The 21,987-nt window shown below is 37.8% G+C and carries 17 protein-coding genes and 2 pseudogenes; 11 read left to right on the top strand and 8 right to left on the bottom strand.

Annotated features, from left to right (window positions below; all coding sequences use genetic code 11):
* The 4 genes and pseudogenes from DW862_RS03905 to DW862_RS03890 all read right to left on the bottom strand — a co-directional run.
* Positions 1-191 (bottom strand): annotated as a pseudogene (locus tag DW862_RS03905) (hypothetical protein); the annotation flags it as partial.
* Positions 192-669: 478 nt separating this feature from the next.
* Positions 670-861, bottom strand: a complete 192-nt coding sequence (locus DW862_RS03895; RefSeq protein ID WP_004296533.1) for a hypothetical protein — start codon at positions 859-861, stop codon at positions 670-672.
* Positions 862-1,355: 494 nt separating this feature from the next.
* Positions 1,356-1,496 (bottom strand): hypothetical protein, encoded by a 141-nt coding sequence (locus tag DW862_RS25790; protein ID WP_165861874.1) that lies wholly within the window; start codon positions 1,494-1,496, stop codon positions 1,356-1,358.
* 5 nt (positions 1,497-1,501) lie between these two features.
* On the bottom strand, positions 1,502-3,337 hold the full coding sequence (locus tag DW862_RS03890) for a hypothetical protein (RefSeq protein WP_120067307.1): 1,836 nt from the start codon (positions 3,335-3,337) through the stop codon (positions 1,502-1,504).
* Positions 3,338-3,956: 619 nt separating this feature from the next.
* Between DW862_RS03890 and DW862_RS03880 the strand changes: the two genes are divergently transcribed.
* Positions 3,957-4,202 (top strand): hypothetical protein, encoded by a 246-nt coding sequence (locus tag DW862_RS03880; protein ID WP_120067305.1) that lies wholly within the window; start codon positions 3,957-3,959, stop codon positions 4,200-4,202.
* Between the two features lie 64 nt (positions 4,203-4,266).
* Entirely contained in the window at positions 4,267-4,962 is a 696-nt protein-coding gene (locus tag DW862_RS03875) for a hypothetical protein (RefSeq protein ID WP_120067304.1), read from the top strand.
* A 399-nt stretch (positions 4,963-5,361) separates the two neighbouring features.
* Here the strand turns inward: DW862_RS03875 and DW862_RS03870 are convergent.
* The 4 genes and pseudogenes from DW862_RS03870 to xerD form a co-directional block, all read right to left on the bottom strand.
* Positions 5,362-6,285, bottom strand: a pseudogene (locus tag DW862_RS03870) (YifB family Mg chelatase-like AAA ATPase); the annotation flags it as partial.
* A gap of 13 nt (positions 6,286-6,298) precedes the next feature.
* A complete protein-coding gene (locus tag DW862_RS03865) occupies positions 6,299-7,369 on the bottom strand; it encodes a TlpA disulfide reductase family protein (RefSeq protein ID WP_120067302.1) in 1,071 nt (356 codons plus the stop codon).
* Positions 7,370-7,481: 112 nt separating this feature from the next.
* Positions 7,482-9,176: a tetratricopeptide repeat protein gene (locus DW862_RS03860; protein ID WP_004323056.1), complete on the bottom strand. Its 1,695-nt coding sequence runs from the start codon at positions 9,174-9,176 to the stop codon at positions 7,482-7,484.
* A 135-nt stretch (positions 9,177-9,311) separates the two neighbouring features.
* Positions 9,312-10,271, bottom strand: a complete 960-nt coding sequence (xerD, locus tag DW862_RS03855) for a site-specific tyrosine recombinase XerD (RefSeq protein ID WP_004317151.1) — start codon at positions 10,269-10,271, stop codon at positions 9,312-9,314.
* Between the two features lie 62 nt (positions 10,272-10,333).
* On the opposite strand from xerD, the gene aroQ reads away from it, so the two are divergent.
* From aroQ to DW862_RS03810, 9 genes are all read left to right on the top strand, one after another.
* Entirely contained in the window at positions 10,334-10,753 is a 420-nt protein-coding gene (gene aroQ, locus DW862_RS03850) for a type II 3-dehydroquinate dehydratase (RefSeq protein WP_004311171.1), read from the top strand.
* 36 nt (positions 10,754-10,789) lie between these two features.
* Complete coding sequence (gene pyk, locus DW862_RS03845; RefSeq protein WP_008023274.1) at positions 10,790-12,247, top strand: pyruvate kinase; 1,458 nt, start codon at positions 10,790-10,792, stop codon at positions 12,245-12,247.
* Between the two features lie 20 nt (positions 12,248-12,267).
* Positions 12,268-12,924 (top strand): O-methyltransferase, encoded by a 657-nt coding sequence (locus DW862_RS03840; RefSeq protein WP_120067301.1) that lies wholly within the window; start codon positions 12,268-12,270, stop codon positions 12,922-12,924.
* 16 nt (positions 12,925-12,940) lie between these two features.
* A complete protein-coding gene (gene rbfA / locus DW862_RS03835; RefSeq protein ID WP_004296522.1) occupies positions 12,941-13,273 on the top strand; it encodes a 30S ribosome-binding factor RbfA in 333 nt (110 codons plus the stop codon).
* Positions 13,274-13,290: 17 nt separating this feature from the next.
* Complete coding sequence (locus DW862_RS03830; RefSeq protein WP_120067300.1) at positions 13,291-14,517, top strand: FtsX-like permease family protein; 1,227 nt, start codon at positions 13,291-13,293, stop codon at positions 14,515-14,517.
* A 145-nt stretch (positions 14,518-14,662) separates the two neighbouring features.
* Positions 14,663-15,214, top strand: a complete 552-nt coding sequence (locus DW862_RS03825) for an RNA polymerase sigma factor (RefSeq protein WP_008642439.1) — start codon at positions 14,663-14,665, stop codon at positions 15,212-15,214.
* A gap of 156 nt (positions 15,215-15,370) precedes the next feature.
* Positions 15,371-16,486: a FecR family protein gene (locus DW862_RS03820; protein WP_120067299.1), complete on the top strand. Its 1,116-nt coding sequence runs from the start codon at positions 15,371-15,373 to the stop codon at positions 16,484-16,486.
* 151 nt (positions 16,487-16,637) lie between these two features.
* A complete protein-coding gene (locus DW862_RS03815) occupies positions 16,638-20,027 on the top strand; it encodes a TonB-dependent receptor (RefSeq protein WP_074910504.1) in 3,390 nt (1,129 codons plus the stop codon).
* An 11-nt stretch (positions 20,028-20,038) separates the two neighbouring features.
* Positions 20,039-21,985: a RagB/SusD family nutrient uptake outer membrane protein gene (locus tag DW862_RS03810; RefSeq protein WP_008642445.1), complete on the top strand. Its 1,947-nt coding sequence runs from the start codon at positions 20,039-20,041 to the stop codon at positions 21,983-21,985.
* Positions 21,986-21,987: the final 2 nt, after the last annotated feature.

Raw genomic sequence — 21,987 nt, 5'->3', positions numbered from 1 at the left:
TTCTTGTAATTATCCAGTTCTTCCCCTACAAACCCTGCAAGCTGTTTTAATGTAGTATTAGTTTCCAAAGAATCTTTATCTGCTGTTAATAGCAAGGTATAAGCCCTGTACACATCTGAACAGTTTAGATTCTGAATCAGATTATTACTCATTACTGTGTACTCCTTGAATGGAAGTTTCGTGTCTTTCATAAGGCAAACGCTCAATATGGTTAATCAAAATAATCTGATTGGTCTTTAACAAGAATCTCATCTTAGTGGAACTTAGTCTGTTCACTTTCCTTAGTTCGCTTAGTTTCTCATATAAATTATTATTATAATGCCACATATATTATTGATTTATATATCCTACTTATCCCACCTACTGAAAGTTCGTCAGAACTTTACGGTATGGCTGTATGGAGTGTAGTATCTAGGAGTGTAGACAGGGGGTGAATAAGCACGCTCCAAAAGGGGATTAAGCACACCGCTAAAGGGGGGAATAAGCACACCTTTATAATCTGGTAATATCAATACTTCTGCACATAACTTTGCTGTATTAGTAAACACATTAGTAGATAGTGATACTAATTAGATGATTAGTTGCAAATACATACCCTGCCTAGTATGCTCACTTATTAACGGTAAAAGGGAGAACCATTTATACTGTCCTCCCTTCATTAGAAACTATTCATGTATCATTATTCATCTTGATGTAAACGGTGTAAACCTTGTTATCTCTCTGCTTGCGTCTCTTGGAATATCCATTGAGCTTAGCCCATATTCCAATCATCGTTCTATTATCTGCTATATGGTGGGCTAATGCAAGCTCACGTAACTGTTTGAATGTAAGTTCTGTTTCCTCACTCATTCTTAGTACCATGAATAATTATTAAATAGGTAATCTGGCAAGATAAGGTGGATTGAATCGGTAGGTATATTCAGATATATTTCAAGTTGGGCTATTCAGTAGTTTCAGTGATTCTCATGTGGTAGCACAAAGATACTGCATTTCGGTAAGGCTACATAACAGTTGTGTGACTATTTTAAAACTTTGTGTTGGGAGCTTTATGAAGTGAAGATATGCCCTCTCCTGCTAACTTGGAAACTGATTCGGAACTCGTAAACGAATCTTGCTCTGATTTACGGTGTGCAAGTGAACAGTGCACGCCTTGCCTTGAATTATTTTTCACTTCTGGGCGTATCAGTCGGCAGTTCAAAGCCCGATGTAAATTATTGTGTCTCTGATATGTCACAGTCTCAAATTCCAAGTGCCGGATAGGTTAGCCCACTCATTTGAAACGAATTAGATTTATGGTGGCAAGTCTGGAAGATAAACGGAGCGGTCATTTCAAGATTGACAAGCTGTAGGGAATGTTAGCGTTGCGTATTCACCTCTCTGCCTTCGTTCGCATGGATAAACACACGTGAGAGTGCTTGCAGCCATGAATCTCCGAAAAATGAGACAGAACCGTTCGGAGTGTAATAAGTCAAACTCTCAACAGTTCTGTCCCACATTTCGATTATTCGAGTGAATATTTCTTCTCCAACGGAATATACCCTTTGAGGCGGGACTTCGGTATTGTTATCCGTTCAGAGATTCTAAAGTACTTATTCAAATATGTTGCCTTTGCTTTCAATGGTTTATTATTATCATCAACAAGATTATATTTATCATATATCATCTGCAAGGTTGCTATGATTTCAGATTCTGAATAAGGTTTGCCTAAGACGATAGTATTATAGATTTCATCTATCGGAACAAGGTATATCTCTGCCTTATGCTTTGTTTTAAGTTCTCGTTTCATGGTAGATAAATCATAATCTATTTCCACAATCTTATCAATGCCAAACTTCTCATAATACTTACACAGTTCGGGGGCTTCATGTCTTAATGATGCTAATTCCTGTTCCTGTTCTTCTGAAGGAATCATAAATACCAACCCTTTAGGTCTAAGAACTTGTAAACGCTCTAGTATTTCAATCTTCCTCTTCCTTGATAAAATCTTGGGCTTAACTGTTTGAGGTTGTTCATCATTGTAATGCTTATAATGGTACAATACATTGAAATGTCCCGTTTCACGATAAGCGTTCTCTAAATATTGTGGATATTGATAGAATGATGCAATCTTGAATTTCTGGATATAACATTCTACTAAGAATGGATTTACCTTACCTTTATATTCATCATTCTCAAATAGAAACCTGTAAACGGGAATACGTTCTTGAATCTCTGTCAGAAGTTCCCTCTCTCTACCTTTAAGAGCTTCCTTTACATCAGCAAGAGTATCATAGACATTCTTCTGTGCTTTCATCTCTTTTATAACTTCTTCACGAGACTGTAATTCCAAATCATTATTCCAATTAGTTATATGGGTTATATCCCCTATTCCGTTTCTGAACCTACCAATTATCTGAATAGCGTGTGTATATGGGTCTATCATTGTGTGGGGTCTGCTGATACAGTCTGTCATCATTATTATATCCGGTCGGTCGGACGTCTCCAAATCAACTGCTGAATAGAATCTACTGGTAAAGAAACTATATTGCTCCAATACCTCACCAGACACAAACAGGTCTGCTGCCTTATATCCTTCTTTACGCAACTTACCGATATTCCCGTCAGTATCTGAACAGTAGATTTTAGTGCAGTCTCTGATATTGGCTTTCTCTATTAACGCCTTAGCATATTCGGGTGAATTTAAGAATATAGCTATCTTGTTACCACTTTGGAATATCTGATTCATGAACTCCTGTTGTACATTATTGGTTCCAACCAAATTTAGAGCCTTCTTGTAATCATAATTGGGTATAATCTTAATACAGGTAAATGAATGGTTCGTAAATCCCTTCAAATTTGGTAACAAGGGAGTTGCTGATATTAATGCTTTATTATCAAAGCTAAAGAAGTCGAAGAATGGCAGAATTATATTCGGTCTAAATTCCGCATCTTGTACAACCTTCTCACATTCATCTATCAGTAGAAAGAAGTCCTTAAATAAATTAATGCTTGCATAATCTGCTGCCCGTTTTACTTTAGAATAGCTTTCTGGTGTAACAATAATCTTCTTATGAGGAATAGATTTATCAAGTAGATATGTTTTAATGGTCGCATCTGTAACACCTTCACATACTCCTAATGCTTTAGGGTATTTATTTTGTTTCCCTACAATGACAGGAACATTAGGCTCAACAATTATTGAGTTACGCTTTGCTTCCAATTCACAAGTAGTCGCACCTTTGGCGGTTAGGGTCTTGTCAATTATGGTATTAGTGGGCAAACCTTCCGGATAGAGGTCTGACATAAATTCCTTCTCTTCAATGTAAACAAGTGTACTGTGTAACTCTGTATTCTCCATATTATCTAAATTATTGTTCACATGGGACAGAATTACACAGAGTACACTATATTATGGTCTGAACTATTCTGTCCCACTTGTAACGAATCATGCTCAAAAGTACACATAAAGTTGGAATTTATGACATGAAGGTTCTACTTTATTCAAGTCTATCTGTTATTTTAGTCCTTATTATCAGATTTTGAATTTATTCCTATTAGGCTTTCACTTATTGGATATTTACAGTATGACAACAGGCAAATTCTAGTTATAAAGACATTGATAGAATGTATAGAGATTACTACAGTCTATTAGTACGCTGTATTACTATAAGATACTGTGGTATTATAAAGTATTATAACTACTATGAATATATACCTAGTTCCATACTATCATTCAAGACTATTATGATATATATCTACAATAATACATTAATTTATAGCATAAATTATATTAGACTTGATTGCTTATTTAAAATATATTCGTACATTTGTGGCGTTTCATCTAGAGATACCATAATGGCTTAATTGCGCTTTATGTTCGTTTACTTGTAAACAACTTATGGACTAATACCGTAAGGAACGGCAAGCCTTTAAGTAGATTTAAAGGTTAATTTATTTACCCTAATTAATTTATCATTATGGAGAATCAGAATGAAGCAACTTGTGTAGTATTAAGTCGTGAACAATCATTTGATTTGTATGGCTCTTGGTTTGGTAATAATGCATCACCGGCTGACATGGTTTGTTGGTGTGACAAGCAAATCGAGAAGTACGAGGAATGGATTAAGAACTGCAAGGAACTCAAATTAGAGAACCAAAAGAAGCTTCTTAAAGATATTCCAGCAGACATACTAGAAGCTATTTTAACTTCTTCTACTAATTAATACTACTAAGTAAACACTTTAGGGTATCCATTTGGATACCCTTTCTAGTTAATACTAATAGGTTATGCTGTATACAAAAGTCCTTGATGAATATAAGATAGATTATGAGGAATATCTCCGAGAGAGGGAAGTAGACTTCTTCGGAATGAAGGATAGATACCTAAAGTATATACAGACCAAAGGAATAGACCATTTCACTTTTAAACCTATAAAGATTACTACCAACACAGGTCATATATATATTATCAGATATAGCTTTAATGCATACTGGAAGCATAAGTTTATACCATTAATTGCAAGATGTTACCGCCAACCGGAAGGCATATATGTAGTGACCTGTCATAGTACTATTACTAAAACTGCTAAGAGCGCTGCATATATACCACATTTCTTTGATAGATATAGAGATAGGATTCTTAAACGTAAACATGGCAATAAACTAGATGTTATAATGAAATTCTTCGAGCATGAAGCACGTTTCAGTGTAGGAACAATAGCACAGAATGACAAATATCCCGATAACAGCATATTCGTTTTTGATAAATTCATTATACTAGGCAGTCCACTAGAGGATGTTAATATATTTGAAATGAGAACCTTAATCAGCTTAGATATGCTAAAGGAAATGCAGAAGGATATATGTAATGAACTTGTAGAATCCCGTATTAAAGGATTAGAAGAACATATTAAAGATGAGGATAGGAATAAAGATGAACTTCTTCGCACTTTATTAGAGCTACCCAATTATAAAGAAGTATAGCATACATAATCAGAATCAAACATAATCTTGCTATATTATCTCACATAATGTAAGACATATATGGGGAACTTAGATTTCGTTGCTATTGATTTGGAAACAGCTACTTCTCATAGAAACTCTATCTGTGAAATTGGTATTGTAAAGAACTCTATAGTAATTGAGAGTAAACTAATACTAGGTTGAAATTGTGAATATTGGAGTTGAGAGGGTGCTCTAGGGCGGAATTTACTTTTCTTCTTCAAAGGAGACGGCAGGAATTGAGATGAGAGGCTGACCGATTGTGAGGCTTTGTTGGGCTTACATCGGTGCGGAAACTGAATTTTACTGGATTGAATGGTTGTTCTGTCTGATTAAATAGTTGATATATAACAATATACAATAGTTAAATAGTTTTGAGAATAGTTCGTCTAAGAAAAGTACCCCATTATGTGCCAGACTGATTTCTCCGGGTTGTGGAAAACTACCTCCGCCAACCATCGCCACCTGGGAAATTGTGTGGTGAGGGTCGCGGAATGGGCGTTGGGAAATCAATGAGGACCCGCGTTTCAATTGTCCGGTAACTGAATGTATCTTGGTGGTTTCCAGACTTTCCCCCAGTGAAAGAGGAGGAAGAATGGAAGGAAGGCGTTTGGCCATCATCGATTTACCGCTACCCGGAGCACCTACCATTATTAAATTATGTCCTCCGGCTGCTGCAACTTCTAGTGCCCTTTTTACATTCTCTTGCCCTTTAACGTCTGCAAAGTCCAAGTCACAGTTCGTCTGTTGTTGATAGAATTCTTCCCGTGTATTAACAACAGTCGGCTCTAATTCGCGTTCATTATTGAAGAACTCGACGACCTCCTTGATATTACTGACTCCGTATACTTTTAATTGATTGACAACGGCCGCTTCCCGTGCGTTTTGTTGGGGGATGATTAGTCCTTCGAAACCATCTTCGCGCGCTTTGATAGCAATGGGAAGCGCACCTTTGATAGGTTGTATACTTCCGTCCAGACTTAGTTCGCCCATTAACAAATAGCGGGAAAACTTCTCGGAAGAGATTGTTTCGTTAGCTCCTAACAATCCGATGGCAAGAGGCAAGTCATAAGCTGAACCCTCTTTACGGATGTCGGCTGGTGCCATATTGACTACTATATTGCTAGTGGGCATTTTATAACCATTCACCAGCAATGCGGAGATAATACGTTGATGGCTTTCTTTGACCGCAGAATCCGGAAGGCCGACGAGATAGAACATACAGCCGCGCGAGCTGTTGACTTCGATTGTGATGAGTGTTGCATCAATCCCTTGAACAGCCGCTCCGAATACTTTAATTAACACGTTTGATTATTGATTATTTTTTCTTCTTATTGTCTTGTTTTTCCTTTTCTTCAGCAGCAGTGACTACTTCCTCAATTTTCTTCTTTAATTGTTCTCCTTTGAGGTTTTTCGCGAGAATCTTACCGTCTGCCGACAGAAGAATGTTGCTGGGAACTTGCTTGATGGCGTATTGTTTGGCTACTTCGGAATTTAGTCCGCCAAAATCACAGACTTGTTCCCAATTGAGTGTATCACGTTTTATAGCATCCTGCCATTCTTGTTTATCCATATCAAGGGAAATACCGAGCATGGCTATATGTTTGTTCTTCTTATATTTTTGATAGATCTCTTTTAACTCGGTATTGCTTTGGTGATTGGAAATGCTATCTCCCCATGAAGCCCAAAAGTTGATTAACAGGTTCTTTTTCTTGAAATCTTCTGATGACCGGGTAATTTTCTCTCCTTTTATATTAGATAGACTGAAAAAGGGGGCATATTTGCCTGTCCCTGTTCTCTCTGACAGAGAGATGGCTTCGTTGAGCTGTTCAATATACAGCTTGTCTTGCAATATTCCTGTCATGATTTCAATTAGCTTCTTTATTTTGTTGAAATCGGGCGAATCTTTCTGAACAAAGTATTTATCCAACAAGTAGAGGCTGACAAAAGAAGAATGATGCTTCATGATGAATTCTTCTGCTTTTTGCTCTAAATCTTTCTCGGATGGGGTAGGCAGGCTATTTAGTTCTTTCTGAAAGTTTGTAAACTCTTCATTATATATATTACCATTGATATCCAGATATTCCGGGTGATTGACATCTCCTTTTATTTTGATTTGATTTCCTTTGTCAAGGAAGATTGGATATTCTGTCTGATTGTCAATAAGTAAAAAGGCAGAAGTAATGGTGTCTATTGAAGCTGTATAAGAGAATTTATCGTTCTTCGCGAAAATGGTATCTATCCGGTCGAATGATTCGTCCATTCCATACAGATAAAGCGTATCTGTGCCCAGACCTTTGATTTCCCCGGTTATGCTAACCTTCTTTGAAGATTTACCACAACTGCATAGACAAATGATTATGAGGATTAAAATGCTACTCTTTTTCATTGCTTTGATTTCTTTTCTGCGAAAGTACGGTTTTTACAGATAAAAAAAAAGAATTGCCCGTCATTTATAATGACAGGCAATTCTTAATATTTAAAATAGAGTGGTAATTCTCTTATTTAATGATGTTCATGAAATCTGCATTTGTGAAGAATTTAGCAAATTCCAAGTCAGTAGCTGCTTTCTTAGCTAATGAAGAATCTTTAGCAACTGCGCTCTTCAAGCTGCTTGTTACCATAGAAGAATTATTAGTTCTAGCGCCTAAAACTGCCATCAGGTAGTCAGTGTAAGCATCAGGTCTTTCTACGTTAGCCAACGTGTTTTTAGCTTTGTTATAGTCCTTAGCAAGGATTTGAGCCAAAGCAGCACTGTTAGTCTTAGAGTCACCGAATGAGTTTACTGCTCTTTCATATTGACCTTGAGCGATGTACAGGTTACCCATAGATTCGCCAAGTTCTTTTGTGCCGGCAGCTTTACCGAAGTATGCTTCTGCAGCAGCTTTGTCACCCTTCATCAAAGAGATCAAACCTAAGTTCATGTTAACTTCAGGAGTAGCATTAACGCTGGCAGCTTTCTTGAAGTAAGATTCTGCTTTGTCAATGTTACCAGCCTGGTAAGCTAATTTACCTAAGTTGTTGTAACCACGGTAATCGTTCGGGAACTGTTTGGTAGCTTGAGTGTAGATAACTTCTTGCTTAGCAGGATCGCTAGTCAGTGTAGCAGCATACAGCAATTCTTCTACGTTCAGTTCAGAAGGATTAGAAGAAGCCAACTTAGCGATTTCTTCGTCAGACTTACCGATGATTTCATAGTTCAAAGTCAAACGAGAACGACGCAATTGAGGAAGAATAGTGTTAGCCAATTCTTTGTATACAGCAGAGATGTTTTTGATTTCGCTTTCTCTTTGAGCAGGATCTTGGTACATTGCAATAACGCGGAGAATCAACTCTTTGTCTTGGATGTTAGATTTAGAAACCAGTTCTTGGAAACCTTCCCAGTCCTGTGCAGTATATTTAGCATCGATTGGAGCATCGATTTTTGCTTTCTTCAGGTCTTTGCTCAACATTTTAGTTGTGTTGCCTTCACGGTTTTCAGCAAGAGTAGTATTCAAGCTTACACCACCATCAGGAGAAGCGTATGCAGAAACTTCGATGTTGCTGATCTTCTTGTTAGCAGCTTCGTTGACGTTAGCTACTTCTTTGTTGAATTCTTTAGCAGTCTTCAATTCGCTGGAACGAATGTTAGCTTGTTGGATCAAGAACATGATGTTGGCATCGTGTTTTTCTTTGATGATACGTTGGAAAGCGTCTTCGCCCAATGCAGGGTTAGCGTTACCTAATGTATTGTTTACTAATTCAGAAGTAGAGATTACACCATCAGCTATTTTCACAGCAGGAATAGTCACCACTTTCTTTCCGATAGTAGCTTTGAATTCCAGATACAATTCTGACTTAGCCATTTCAGGAACATAGTCAAAAGAAGTTTTCATCGTGTAGCTACCGCCCATCTTGTAAGAGATAGTCTGGTCGTTACCTTCCACTTTTTCACCTTGGAAAGTAGCTGGTTGGCCTTTAGCTTCGCCGCCATTCCATTTCAAAACCGGAGTAACTTCTACAACCGCTTTTTTGTTGAAATACTTTTCAGGAAATTTACCATTGATGGTCGCAGGAACTTTACCACCTACTGCCTCCAGCACTTGCGGAGTAACAGTGAAGTAATCAGCTGACAATTCACCCATTTTTTTGCTGCAAGAAGAGAATAATGCAACAACCATTGCCATGAGTAAAGGCAAGTACAACTTCTTAGTCATTTTAGGTATAAATTAAATGTTTGTAATTGAAATATCGTCTATTTGCCAATCTCCTTCTGCTCACACAGAAAAAGTAACGCAAAGATATTAATTCTTAATATAATTATATAGATAAGGGGGCGATTTTATCATAATTTAATGAAATAACTCCTCTTTTTCTTTCCTATACTTGATATTTCGTGGGTGATGCTCGATAATCTCACTACGAAGCATATTGCGGTCGATGTGGGTATAGATTTCCGTTGTCGCAATGGATTCATGTCCGAGCATACATTGAATGGCTCTCAAATTGGCTCCACCTTCCAGTAAATGAGTGGCAAAGGAGTGCCGGAAAGTGTGCGGACTGATGTTTTTGGTAATACCCGCTTTTTGTGCTAATTCTTTTATCATGTGAAAGATCATAATCCGGGAAAGACCTTTGCCTCTCCGCTGACTGACGAAAACGAAATCCTCATGCCCTTTTTTCACTTCAATCTGGTTACGGTCTGTGATGTAAAGCTTTATTTCATTAATAGCCCGGGGGGAGATTGGTACGAGTCGTTGTTTGCTTCCTTTTCCTTCTACTTTGATAAAGCCTTCATCAAAATAGAGGTCGGATAGTTTAAGGGTGATAAGTTCTGATACCCGAAGTCCGCAGCTGTATAGTGTTTCTAAAATAGCTCTGTTTCGCTGTCCTTCAGCTTTGCTGCGGTCGACGGCGGAGATAATCCGGTCAATTTCCTCCACAGTCAGTACTTCGGGAAGTTTGAAACCTATTTTAGGGCCTTCTAATAGTTCACTGGGATCTGCTTCCAGATAGTTTTCGAGGATGAGGAAACGGAAAAATGATTTGATTCCTGATAAGATGCGGGCTTGTGAACGGGGATGAATGCCGATGTCATGTAATCCGGCCGCAAAACGTTGAAGATCGGACAGGCATACGTCCAATACGTAAATCCCTTCCAATGTCAGAAAGCTCATCAGTTTGTCCAGATCCGTCAGATAGGCATCCAGAGTATTAAGAGATAAGGACTTTTCGAGTTTGAGATACTGCTGATACTTCCTGATTATCAGCTCTTGTTGTTCCTTCTTATGCTTTTTTTCGTTGATTTCCATTTCTTTTTTCTACCTTTGCACATTCTTTCAGATACAAAGGTATAAAAAAACAGGATTGCGCGATGAAGATACAAATTATTAATGGCCCGAATATTAATCTGTTGGGTAAGCGTGAACCTTCCATTTACGGAAGCGTTACATTTGAAGATTACTTGGCTGATCTTCGCAAAAGATACGTTGACGTGGAGATCGACTATTTTCAATCGAACATCGAGGGAGAAATGATAGACTGCATACAGCAGGTGGGATTTGATGTGGATGGTATAATCTTGAATGCAGGTGCGTATACACATACTTCCATAGCTTTGCAGGATGCTATTCGTTCTGTGACATCTCCGGTGATTGAGGTGCATATTTCTAATGTGCATAGTCGCGAGTCTTTTCGGCACGTATCGATGATTGCTTGTGCTTGTAAAGGAGTGATTTGTGGCTTTGGGCTAAATTCGTACCGTTTGGCTTTGGAGGCTTTATTGGATAGATAATAAATAAGGTAATAATATATAATAGGTAGAAAGACTATGTTATTGAAACAGACTAAGATTGTGGCTTCCATCTCGGATAGACGTTGTGATGTGGATTTTATAAAACAGTTGTTTGAAGCTGGGATGAATGTAGTGCGTATGAATACAGCGCATGCTAGCCGTGAAGGTTTTGAAGCTTTGATTGCAAATGTACGTGCTGTGTCCAACCGTATTGCGATTTTGATGGATACAAAAGGTCCGGAAGTTCGTACAACGGCTAATGCAGAGCCGATTCCATATAAAATAGGAGAGAAAGTAAAGATTGTAGGTAATCCGGATTTGGAAACAACTCGTGAGTGTATTGCTGTTTCATATCCGAACTTTGTGTCTGACCTGAATATCGGCGGTACGATTCTGATTGATGATGGCGATCTGGAACTGGAAGTTATTGATAAGACGGATGGTTATTTGCTGTGTGAAGTTAAGAACGATGCTACTTTGGGAAGCCGTAAAAGCGTAAATGTCCCGGGTGTTCGCATCAATCTTCCTTCATTAACGGAAAAAGACCGTAACAATATTCTTTATGCTATCGAAAAGGATATTGATTTTATCGCTCACTCTTTCGTACGCAACCGTCAGGATGTACTTGACATACGTGAAATTCTGGATGCACATAATAGTGATATTAAGATTATTGCTAAGATTGAGAATCAGGAAGGGGTGGATAATATCGATGAAATCCTGGAAGTGGCAGATGGCGTAATGGTTGCCCGTGGTGACTTAGGTATCGAGGTGCCTCAAGAACGTATTCCGGGAATCCAGCGTGTATTGATTCGCAAGTGTATTCTGGCAAAGAAGCCGGTAATCGTTGCTACTCAAATGCTCCATACAATGATAAATAATCCTCGTCCGACTCGTGCGGAAGTGACTGATATTGCCAATGCAATCTACTATCGTACAGATGCTTTGATGTTGAGCGGAGAAACCGCTTATGGTAAGTATCCGGTAGAAGCGGTGAAAACGATGACTAAAATTGCGGCTCAGGCAGAAAAAGATAAACTGGAAGAAAATGATATCCGTATTCCGTTAGATGAGAATAGTAATGATGTTACGGCGTTCCTTGCTAAACAAGCAGTAAAAGCTACTTCTAAGTTAAAAATACGTGCTATTATTACTGATAGTTATAGCGGACGCACTGCTCGTAATCTGGCTGCTTTCCGTGGAAAGTATCCAGTGCTGGCTATCTGCTATAAAGAAAAGACAATGCGTCATTTGGCTTTGTCTTATGGTGTGGAAGCTATCTATATGCCGGAATTGGCTAACGGACAGCAATATTACTTTGCGGCATTGCGTCGTCTGTTGAAAGAAGGCCGTTTGCAGCCTTCCGATATGGTAGGTTATTTAAGTAGTGGTAAGGCAGGAACAAAGACCTCATTCCTCGAAATCAATGTAGTGGAAGATGCTTTGAAGCATGCAGAGGAGACTGTATTACCTAACAACAACCGTTATCTTTAATTTTTAGAGAGGTAAGTTTTATGCAGGAAACCGAATCGATAGACGAATATATTTTGCAGCATATTGATCCCGAGAGCGATTACTTGAAATCGCTCTATCGGGATACGCATGTAAAGCTCCTTCGTCCTCGTATGGCTTCCGGGCATTTGCAGGGACGGATGCTGAAGATGTTTGTAGAAATGATTCAGCCTCGTCAGATATTGGAAATCGGAACGTATAGCGGCTACTCCGCCCTTTGTTTGGCGGAAGGTCTGCCGGAAGGTGGACTGTTGCATACGTTTGAGATCAATGATGAACAAGAGGACTTTACCCGTCCATGGCTGGAGAAATCACCGTTTGCTGATAAAATTCGTTTTTATATAGGTGATGCTTTAGAACTTGTTCCGCGTTTAGGTGTTACTTTTGATATGGCTTTTATTGATGGCGATAAACGTAAGTATATTGAATACTACGAGATGACATTGGCGTATCTTTCCGAAGGCGGATATATCATTGCTGATAATACTTTGTGGGACGGGCATGTGCTTGAACAGCCTCGCAATACGGACGCTCAAACAATTGGTATTAAAGCCTTTAATGATTTGGTAGCACAAGATGTGCGAGTGGAAAAAGTAATACTTCCTTTGCGTGACGGATTAACGATCATAAGGAAGAAAATAATAAGTAGTAAATCGTAAAACAGTAAATAACTTTATGGAAACAACCAGACAGAATAAGATATCTCGCCTGTTGCAGAAAGAGCTAAGTGAGATATTCCTGCTTCAAACAAAGTCCATGCCGGGTACATTGGTCTCTGTTAGCGCAGTTCGCATCAGTCCTGATATGAGTATTGCCCGTGTCTACCTCAGTGTTTTTCCTTCAGAGAAAGCAGAAGAGATGGTGAAGAATATCAATAACAATATGAAATCCATTCGTTATGAGCTTGGGACTCGTGTACGTCACCAGCTACGTATCATTCCTGAACTGAAATTCTTCGTGGATGATTCATTGGATTATATTGAGAAAATAGATTCATTGCTGAAGTGAAATAACTCATTGCAGAGGTGAACTTCTCTTTTTATATAGCCAGGCGTTATCTTTTTTCAAAGAAAAAGCATAATGCTATTAATATCATATCCGGCATTTCCGTATGTGGAGTGGCTCTTGCTACGCTTGCTTTGGTTTGCACTCTTTCTGTTTTTAATGGTTTTCAGGATATGGTGGCCAGCTTTTTTACGGCTTTTGATCCGCAGTTGAAAATTACGGTCCGTGAAGGAAAAGTCTTTGATGCACAAGATGAACGGATTCGTGCCGTTTGTGAGCTTCCTGAAGTGGAAGTGTTTACAGAGACGCTCGAAGAGAATGCAATGGTGCAATACAAGGACCGTCAGGCTATGGTTGTACTAAAAGGGGTGGAAGATAATTTTGAAGAGTTGACGGCCATAGACAGCATACTTTATGGCGCGGGAGAATTCGTTCTTCATGATTCGATCGTGAATTATGGCGTCATGGGAGTGGAATTGGTTGCGACTTTGGGAACTGGTTTGGAGTTTGTCGATCCTCTTCAGGTATATCTTCCCAAGCGAAATGCCAAAGTGAACATGGCAAATCCAGGCGCTTCTTTTAACCGTGATTATCTGTATTCTCCAGGTGTCGTATTTGTGGTGAATCAGCAAGAATATGATGGAAAATATATTCTGACTTCTCTTGATTTTCTTCGTCAGCTTCTGGATTATACAACAGAAGTCTCTGCGATGGAATTGAAATTGAAACCTAATGTAAATACTTCATCGGTACAATCTAAAATAGAAAACATACTAGGTGATGATTTTGTTGTTCAGAATCGTTATCAGCAGCAGGCAGATGTTTTCCGTATTATGGAGATAGAGAAACTAATCTCTTATTTGTTCCTCACTTTTATTTTAATGATAGCCTGTTTTAATGTGATAGGCTCTCTTTCTATGTTGATCTTGGATAAGAAGGATGATGTAGTAACTTTGCGGAGTCTTGGAGCTAGTGATAAACTCATCTCCCGAATATTCCTCTTTGAAGGACGTCTCATTTCTCTTTTTGGCGCTATTTCCGGTATTGTCCTGGGCTTAATCCTATGTTTTATACAACAGAAATTCGGTATAATTTCATTGGGAGGCGGTGGTGGTACTTTTGTTGTAGATGCCTATCCTGTCAGCGTTCACGCTTGGGATGTCGTATTAATCTTTATCACAGTTTTAGCCGTTGGTTTTCTCTCCGTATGGTATCCTGTACGTTATCTAAGTAAGAGACTTTTATAGCTAAATGGTAATGTTTTTATTATAGCCATTTTTCTATAATTGATAACTTTTAATTCCTTTTTATGGTGTTTTATTTTCGTAATTGATACGATACTGCTATATTTGGCTCAATTTTGTTAATTGGAAATAATCTATAAATACTTCTGTGAAACTTGAGAATAATGAAATATGTAGAATAGTAGACGGCGATGAAATTGCTTTCAATCGTTTTATGGAGCATTATTCTTCGCGTTTATATCACTATACATTTGCGCTACTTGGCCAGAAGGAGTCAGCTGAAGAGATTGTGAGTGATGTTTTTTTTGAAGTTTGGAAAAATAGAAAAAGTCTGGCTGAAATTGGCAATATGAATGCTTGGATCCAGACAATCACCTATCGAAAAGCGATTTCTTTTTTGCGGAAGGAAACTGGAAAGTATGAATTGTCATTTGATGATATCGAAGATTTTATTTTTGAGCCGGTTCAATCTCCAGCCGAGGAGATGATTAGTAAGGAAGAAATGGCTAAAATTAATGACGCCATTCAACAACTTCCTCCCAAGTGTAAACATGTCTTTTTCTTAGCAAAAATAGACGGGCTTCCTTATAAAGATATTGCAGATATGTTGAACATATCAGTGAAGACTATCAATAACCATATTGCTTTTGCGTTAGATGAAATTGCTAAAAGATTGAATATGAAATCTCGCAAGAGCTAAGTTTTTTACTCTCCTGCATTATTAATGCCTTATTTTTTCACATAGCTAACTCCACTTTTATTCTTTTTACCCGAAAAATGAAAAAAAATCATTTTTGACTGGGAGATTTTTTTTTTAGTTGCGTCTTTATCTATAGAACAACATTAAAATAGGATTATGAGCTTGAAAGAATACCATCGTCTCGCAGATTTATTTAGTAAATTGAATTCTCAAGAAAATATTGAGGATGATTTTACTTCTATGCCTGATGCTGAGAAGTTGAAATTCTTTTGGGAAAATTGTGTGCAGGAAAAGATTGATTCATCTTCTATCATAGAGAAGACTCAACGAAAGATGCGAAAAGATACTATGAAGCGCAGAAAGAAATATTTCTTAGTTGCTTCAGCTTCTATTGCTGCTTCCTTTTTGATTTGCATTTCAACTATTTATTTTTTTAATCAGAATGGAAGTGTTAATTTAGACTTCCAGGCTATTGCTGAAGAAATGGATAGCCAATCTGTTGAGGAAGTGACTCTTATTACTTCCAAGGAACAGCTTAATTTGGATGAAGATGTTTTCATTAAGTATTCGAAAGAGGGGAAAGTTGCTGTCAATTCACAAGTGATAAAAGAGAAAGAAGAGAAAACCAAAGAGGAACAAGAATATAATCAGTTGCTTGTCCCTGCGGGGAAAAGGGCTAGAGTAGAATTGTCTGATGGGACTCGGCTGGTCGTTAACTCCCAGTCAAAAGTGATTTATCCTCGTTGTTTTAAAGGAGACATTCGTAAAATCTATGCCCAAGGAGAAGTTTTCCTGGAAGTTGCGCATGATAAGAAACATCCTTTTATAGTGGAGTCTGATGATTTTAAACTGCAAGTGTTAGGAACGAAGTTCAATATCTCGAATTATAAAGGAGGAACAACTAATATTGTATTGGTGGAAGGTGCGGTAGAAGTTACTGATAAGAATGAAAAGAAAGCACGTTTGAATCCTAATGATCTGTTGAATATAGCAAATGGTACAATTGCTTATCAAAAGCAAGTTGATGTAGCAGAGTATATTAGTTGGGTAGAGGGGATTATGTTATTGAATGGTAATGATTTGTCGCAGATCATTCAAAGACTAAGCATCTACTATGGTATATCTATTCAATGTGATCCAATTATTGGTAAAGAAAAAGTGTATGGGAAATTAGATTTGAAAGATGATATAGACGAGGTGATTGAATGTATTCAGCAAACCCTGTCATTCACGATCGAAAAAAGTGATACTAGTATATATTTAAATAAATAATTTTTTTAATTAATCTTTTAATATGTTTGCCTATGAAGAACAGACTGCCATTATGACAAAAAAAATCGGATAAATATTGCCGTATTTACCCGATAGTAATTCCCTAGTTAAATCAATAAATCCAAAATTGTTAACCTAAAAAGAAATTTTTATGGTAAAGAAAACTATTTTTTTACACTTAAAGAAAAGACTTAAGCTTTTTTGCATTATAAACGTCTTTTTTATGATTCCATTCTCTTCATTCGGTACTAATTCTATTAGTTGGAATTCCGAAGAAGATTTATTCTCAGTACAGTATGAGAATGTTACAGTTAAAGATATTTTAGATTATATCGAAAAACATAGTAAGTATATTTTTATTTACTCTGCTAATGTTCAGAAAAATCTGAATAACAAAGTCTCCATTTCAGTTTCCAATAAGAAAATAGACGCTGTATTAAAAGAGTTGTTCTCAGAGACAGGACTGAATTATAAGATGTCGGGAAGACAAATTACTATTTCGGTGCCAGAAGCTCCTAAGGTACAGCAAACTACACAACAAAAGGGTATTAAGGTAACAGGTAACGTTTCAGATGAAAAAGGTGAGCCTTTGATTGGTGTAACAATCATTTTGAAAAATGATTCCACAGTGCATGCATTGACAGACATGAATGGTAATTATAGTATTATTGTTCCTGAAAGAAAATCTGTGCTTTCTTTCCGTTATATTGGTTTTGTTCCTAAAGAAGAGGTAGTTAATAACCGGAAGGTTGTTAATGTACAAATGGTAGAAGATGTTGGTCAATTAGATGAGGTTGTAGTGGTTGCCTATGGCGCACAAAAGAAAGAGTCTGTTGTTGGTTCTATCACAACGATTGAACCTGCTAAGTTAAAGGTTTCTACTACTCGTTCAATAAGTAATAATTTGGCTGGTACAGTTGCCGGTGTATTAGCTGTGCAACGTTCTGGTGAACCGGGATATGATAATTCTTCTTTCTGGATTCGTGGTATTAGTACATTCCAGGATGCCGGACAAAACCCATTGGTTTTGATTGATGGTATAGAACGCGATTTGAATAATATTGATCCTGAAGAGATAGAATCTTTTTCTGTGTTGAAAGATGCTGCTGCAAGTGCTGTTTATGGAGTGCGGGGAGCTAATGGTGTTATTTTAATTAATACAAAACGCGGACAAGTTGGTAAACCTCGTGTGACTGTAAAGGCTGAATTTGCAGCTACACAGCCTGTTAAACTTCCCGAGTATTTGGGTGCGGCAGATTATATGCAGGTTTTGGATGATATCTTGATGGATACAGGACAACAGCCTAAATATACAGATCGTATTGCAAAAACTCGTGCAGGTTATGATCCTGATTTATATCCGGACGTGAATTGGATGGATGCAATTGCAAATGATTATGCTTCGAATCAGCGTGTAACAGTAGATATCTCTGGTGGTACAGAGACATTACGTTATTCTTTTGTTGCTGCTGCGTATAATGAACGTGGTATTTTGAAACGTGATAAAAGCTATGATTGGGATCCTACTATTAAATTGCAACGTTATAACGTTCGTTCTAATGTGGATTTGAAATTAAGTCCTACTACGCAATTACGTTTTAATATTGGTGGATATTTGCAAGATAGAAATTCTACAACGAAAGATATATCTCAAATTTTCCAAAAAGCGTTCGTTGCTGTACCTCATGCTTTCCCTGCACAGTATTCCAGTGGACAGATACCGACAACAGAGGAGCCAAACGTTTGGGCATGGGCTACTCAAAGTGGATATAAAAGAAGAAGTGACAGTAAGATTGAAACACTGTTTTCTGTAGAACAAGATTTGAAATTCTTACTTCCGGGATTGAAAGTAAAAGGTACATTCTCATTTGACAGGTTTTCTTCAGGTACTGTTTCTCGTGGAAAGACACCGGATTATTATGTACCTGCTACAGGACGTGATGATGAAGGTAATTTGATTATAGCATCAAAATCCAATGGTACTAATTTCCTGGATTACTCAAAAAGCGGTGACTATGGAAATAAGAGCGTATATATGGAAGCAACTTTGTCTTATGACCGTACATTCGCAGAGAAACATTCCGTTGCTGCAATGTTATTGTTTAATCGTCGTAATTATGATGATGGAAGCAAGTTGCCTTACCGTAATCAGGGATTGGCAGGACGTGCATCTTATACCTATTCGGGTAAATATGTAGGTGAATTTAATTTTGGCTATAATGGCTCTGAAAATTTTGCCAAAGGTAAACGTTATGGCTTTTTCCCTTCAGGAGCAATTGGGTGGATTGTATCGGAAGAGGCATTTATGCAACCATTGCGTAAGGTCATATCTAAATTGAAATTGCGTGCGTCTTATGGTCAGGTAGGTAATGCTAATTTAGGTGGACGCCGTTTTGCGTACCTTTCTACAATTACCGATGACTATGATACATTAAACATGTATAAATGGGGATTGGATAGTAGTTATGGTTTAACTGGTATGGCGGAAGGTGAGTTTGCTGTACAAGATTTGACGTGGGAGATTGTTAATAAGATGAATTTGGGGGTTGAGCTAGGTTTCCTGAATGGTATGATTGATTTGCAATTAGATTATTTCGACGAACGCCGTAAAGATATATTTATGCCACGTGAGTCTGTTCCGATGACGGCTGGATTTATGAAGCAGCCTTGGAAGAATTTTGGAAAAGTGACTAATCAGGGTGTAGAAGTTTCCTTAAATGTTAATAAACAGTTTGGCAAAGACTTATTTGTCAGCTTAATGGGAACATTTACCTATGCTCATAATGAAATAACAGAAAAGGATGAACCTAGTGCAGTAGTTGGTACTAACCGTGCTGAAACAGGACATCCGGTAGGGCAATTAACTGGCTATATAGCAGAAGGTTTGTTTACAGAAGACGATTTTGAAGACGTAAGTACAGGTAAACTGAAAGAAGGAATTCCGACTCAAAGTTTTGTAAGCAAACTCCGCCCGGGAGATATCAGATACAGGGATGTCAATGGTGATGGTAAAGTGGACGTATTTGATAAATCGCCAATCGGAGGAACAAAAGATCCGGAGATAGTATATGGCTTTGGACTGAATATGAAATATAAGGATCTAGATTTTGGAGCTCTCTTTCAAGGAATAGGTCGTAGTTGGAATATTTTAGGATCAAGCATTATTCCGGGTGCCAATAGAGGAGTGACAGGCAATATGTTTACTAATGCAAATGATCGTTGGACTGTAGACAACCCAAGTCAGAACGTATTTTATCCGCGATTGGATGACGGTATAAATAGTAATAATAACCAACCATCTACATGGTGGCTGCGGAATATGAGTTTTTTACGTTTAAAAAACATTGAACTTGGTTATTCCTTACCAAAGAATTTGTGGAGAAATACTACAGTTATATCAGGCATTCGTCTTTTCGTGAGAGGAACAAATCTTTTAACATTCTCAAAATTTGATTTGTGGGATCCGGAAGTCGAAAATACTACAGGGGCTGCGTACCCAATTATGAAATCGTTATCTGCAGGTTTTGAAATTAAATTCTAATAATAGCGCATATGAAAAATAGCATATTAAAATTTATAGTACTAAGTATTATTACGACATTTACTTTTTCTTCTTGTTCTGATTATCTGGATAAGCAACCGGATGACCAGTTGGATTTAGAATCAGTATTTGAGAATAAAAAGAATATGGAACGTTGGCTGGCATATATTTATCGCGGCCTGCCCGAATATTATACTTATGATGGTCCGGATGCCATAGCTGATGAACTGATTCCTTCAGTTGGTTGGGAAGCGCAAGGATTTAAAGCCATTCAATATCAAAAAGGTAACTGGACAGCAGACAATCCCGGGGTAATTGCTTATTGGAATACTTATCCCAAATATATTCGTTCTGCTTATTTGTTTATAAAACATGCTCACCCATTGGAGGCTGTACCGGCTGAAGAAGTAGACTTTATGAAAGCTGAATGCCGTTTCTTTATAGCTTATTATAATTCTATGATGGCTATAGCTTATGGTTCAGTTCCTATTATTCGCGAGGCTAGTGAAAGTACTTCGGCTGATGATCTGATGTTGAAACAAGAGCCGTTTTATAATGTAATTGATTGGGCAGATCAAGAAATGCTGGAAGCTTCAAAACAATTGCCTGCCACTCAAACTGAAGATAAGAAATATGGCCGTGTGACTTCTGTTGGATGTTTGGCAATGCGTGCTCGTATGTTATTATTTGCTGCTAGCGACTTGGTGAATGGTAATCCTGCATTGGCGAATATAAAAAACATTGATGGAACCCCTATCTTTAATTCTGCACATGATCCGGAACGATGGAAAAGAGCAGTAGATGCTTGTAAACTGGTTATCGATGAGGCGGAAGCCGCTGGCTATCATTTGCATTATGAATATTTGGATAACGGTGATATTGATCCTTTTCTTTCTTATCAGAATGCAGTGATGAAGAGATGGAACGAAGCTAACAGAGAATTACTGTTTGTTCGCACAATGGATTCTGGTGGATGGTATGATAAAAACTGTATTCCACGTGGTTTGGGTATTAATGGAGTGGGAGCGATCGGAATAACCCAATCTTTGGTTGATGCTTTTTTCATGAGAAACGGTCAAAGACCTATTATAGGTTATAATTCGGATGGTTCTCCTAAAGTTAACCCTGATGCTAATTATTCAGAGACAGGCTTTAGTACGCAAAAAGAGACCTATTCTACAAAGTGGCAGTATGGGTCTTCAGAAGGAGATCGTAATAAAGATGAAAATGTAGTTGTAGATGCCAATACCTATAAAATGTATTGTGACCGCGAGCCTCGTTTTTATATTTCAGTACTGCATAACGAACAATGGCATATTGGTGGTAAGAGAAATACAGATTTCTATATGGATGGTAAAGACGGTGGTCCTTCTCATGACGCTCCATGGAGCGGCTATCTGGTACGTAAGAGAGTAGATCCATCTGCAAATCCCAAAGAAGGTAGTGGAGATTATAAAAACCGTCATGGTGCATTATGTCGTTTAGCAGAGATCTATTTAAGTTATGCTGAGGCGTTGAATGAATATAGCATTGAGAAGGGCACTTATACTGCCAATCAAAAAGAGATTCTGAAATATGTCAATTTGATTCGTGAGCGTGCGGGTATTCCCGAATATAGTGTTTCAGCTGAAGAAGGCAAGATAACAGCCCCATCAGATCCTGTAGAAATGCGCGAGTTAATTCGTCAAGAAAGGCGTGTGGAATTGAATTGTGAATCTGGACTTCGTTTTAATGATCTGCGTCGCTGGAAATTAGCCGAGAAAGTATTGGATGGTGATTTTTATGGCATGAATGCTTATATTAAAGTATCCGATGCGGACTATAGAAATAAATATTATACTCGTACAGTATATCAGACACGTAAGTTTATAAGCTATTGGTGGCCTATTCCACAGGACGATATTGATAAGAATTGGAATTTGGTACAAACTCCTGACTGGACCGTCGGAAACCAATAAAT

This window comes from Bacteroides sp. AM37-9 (genome assembly GCF_003603455.1).
GTDB classification, from domain to species: Bacteria; Bacteroidota; Bacteroidia; order Bacteroidales; family Bacteroidaceae; genus Bacteroides; species Bacteroides xylanisolvens.
This window is presented reverse-complemented; position numbering and strand designations above follow the sequence as displayed.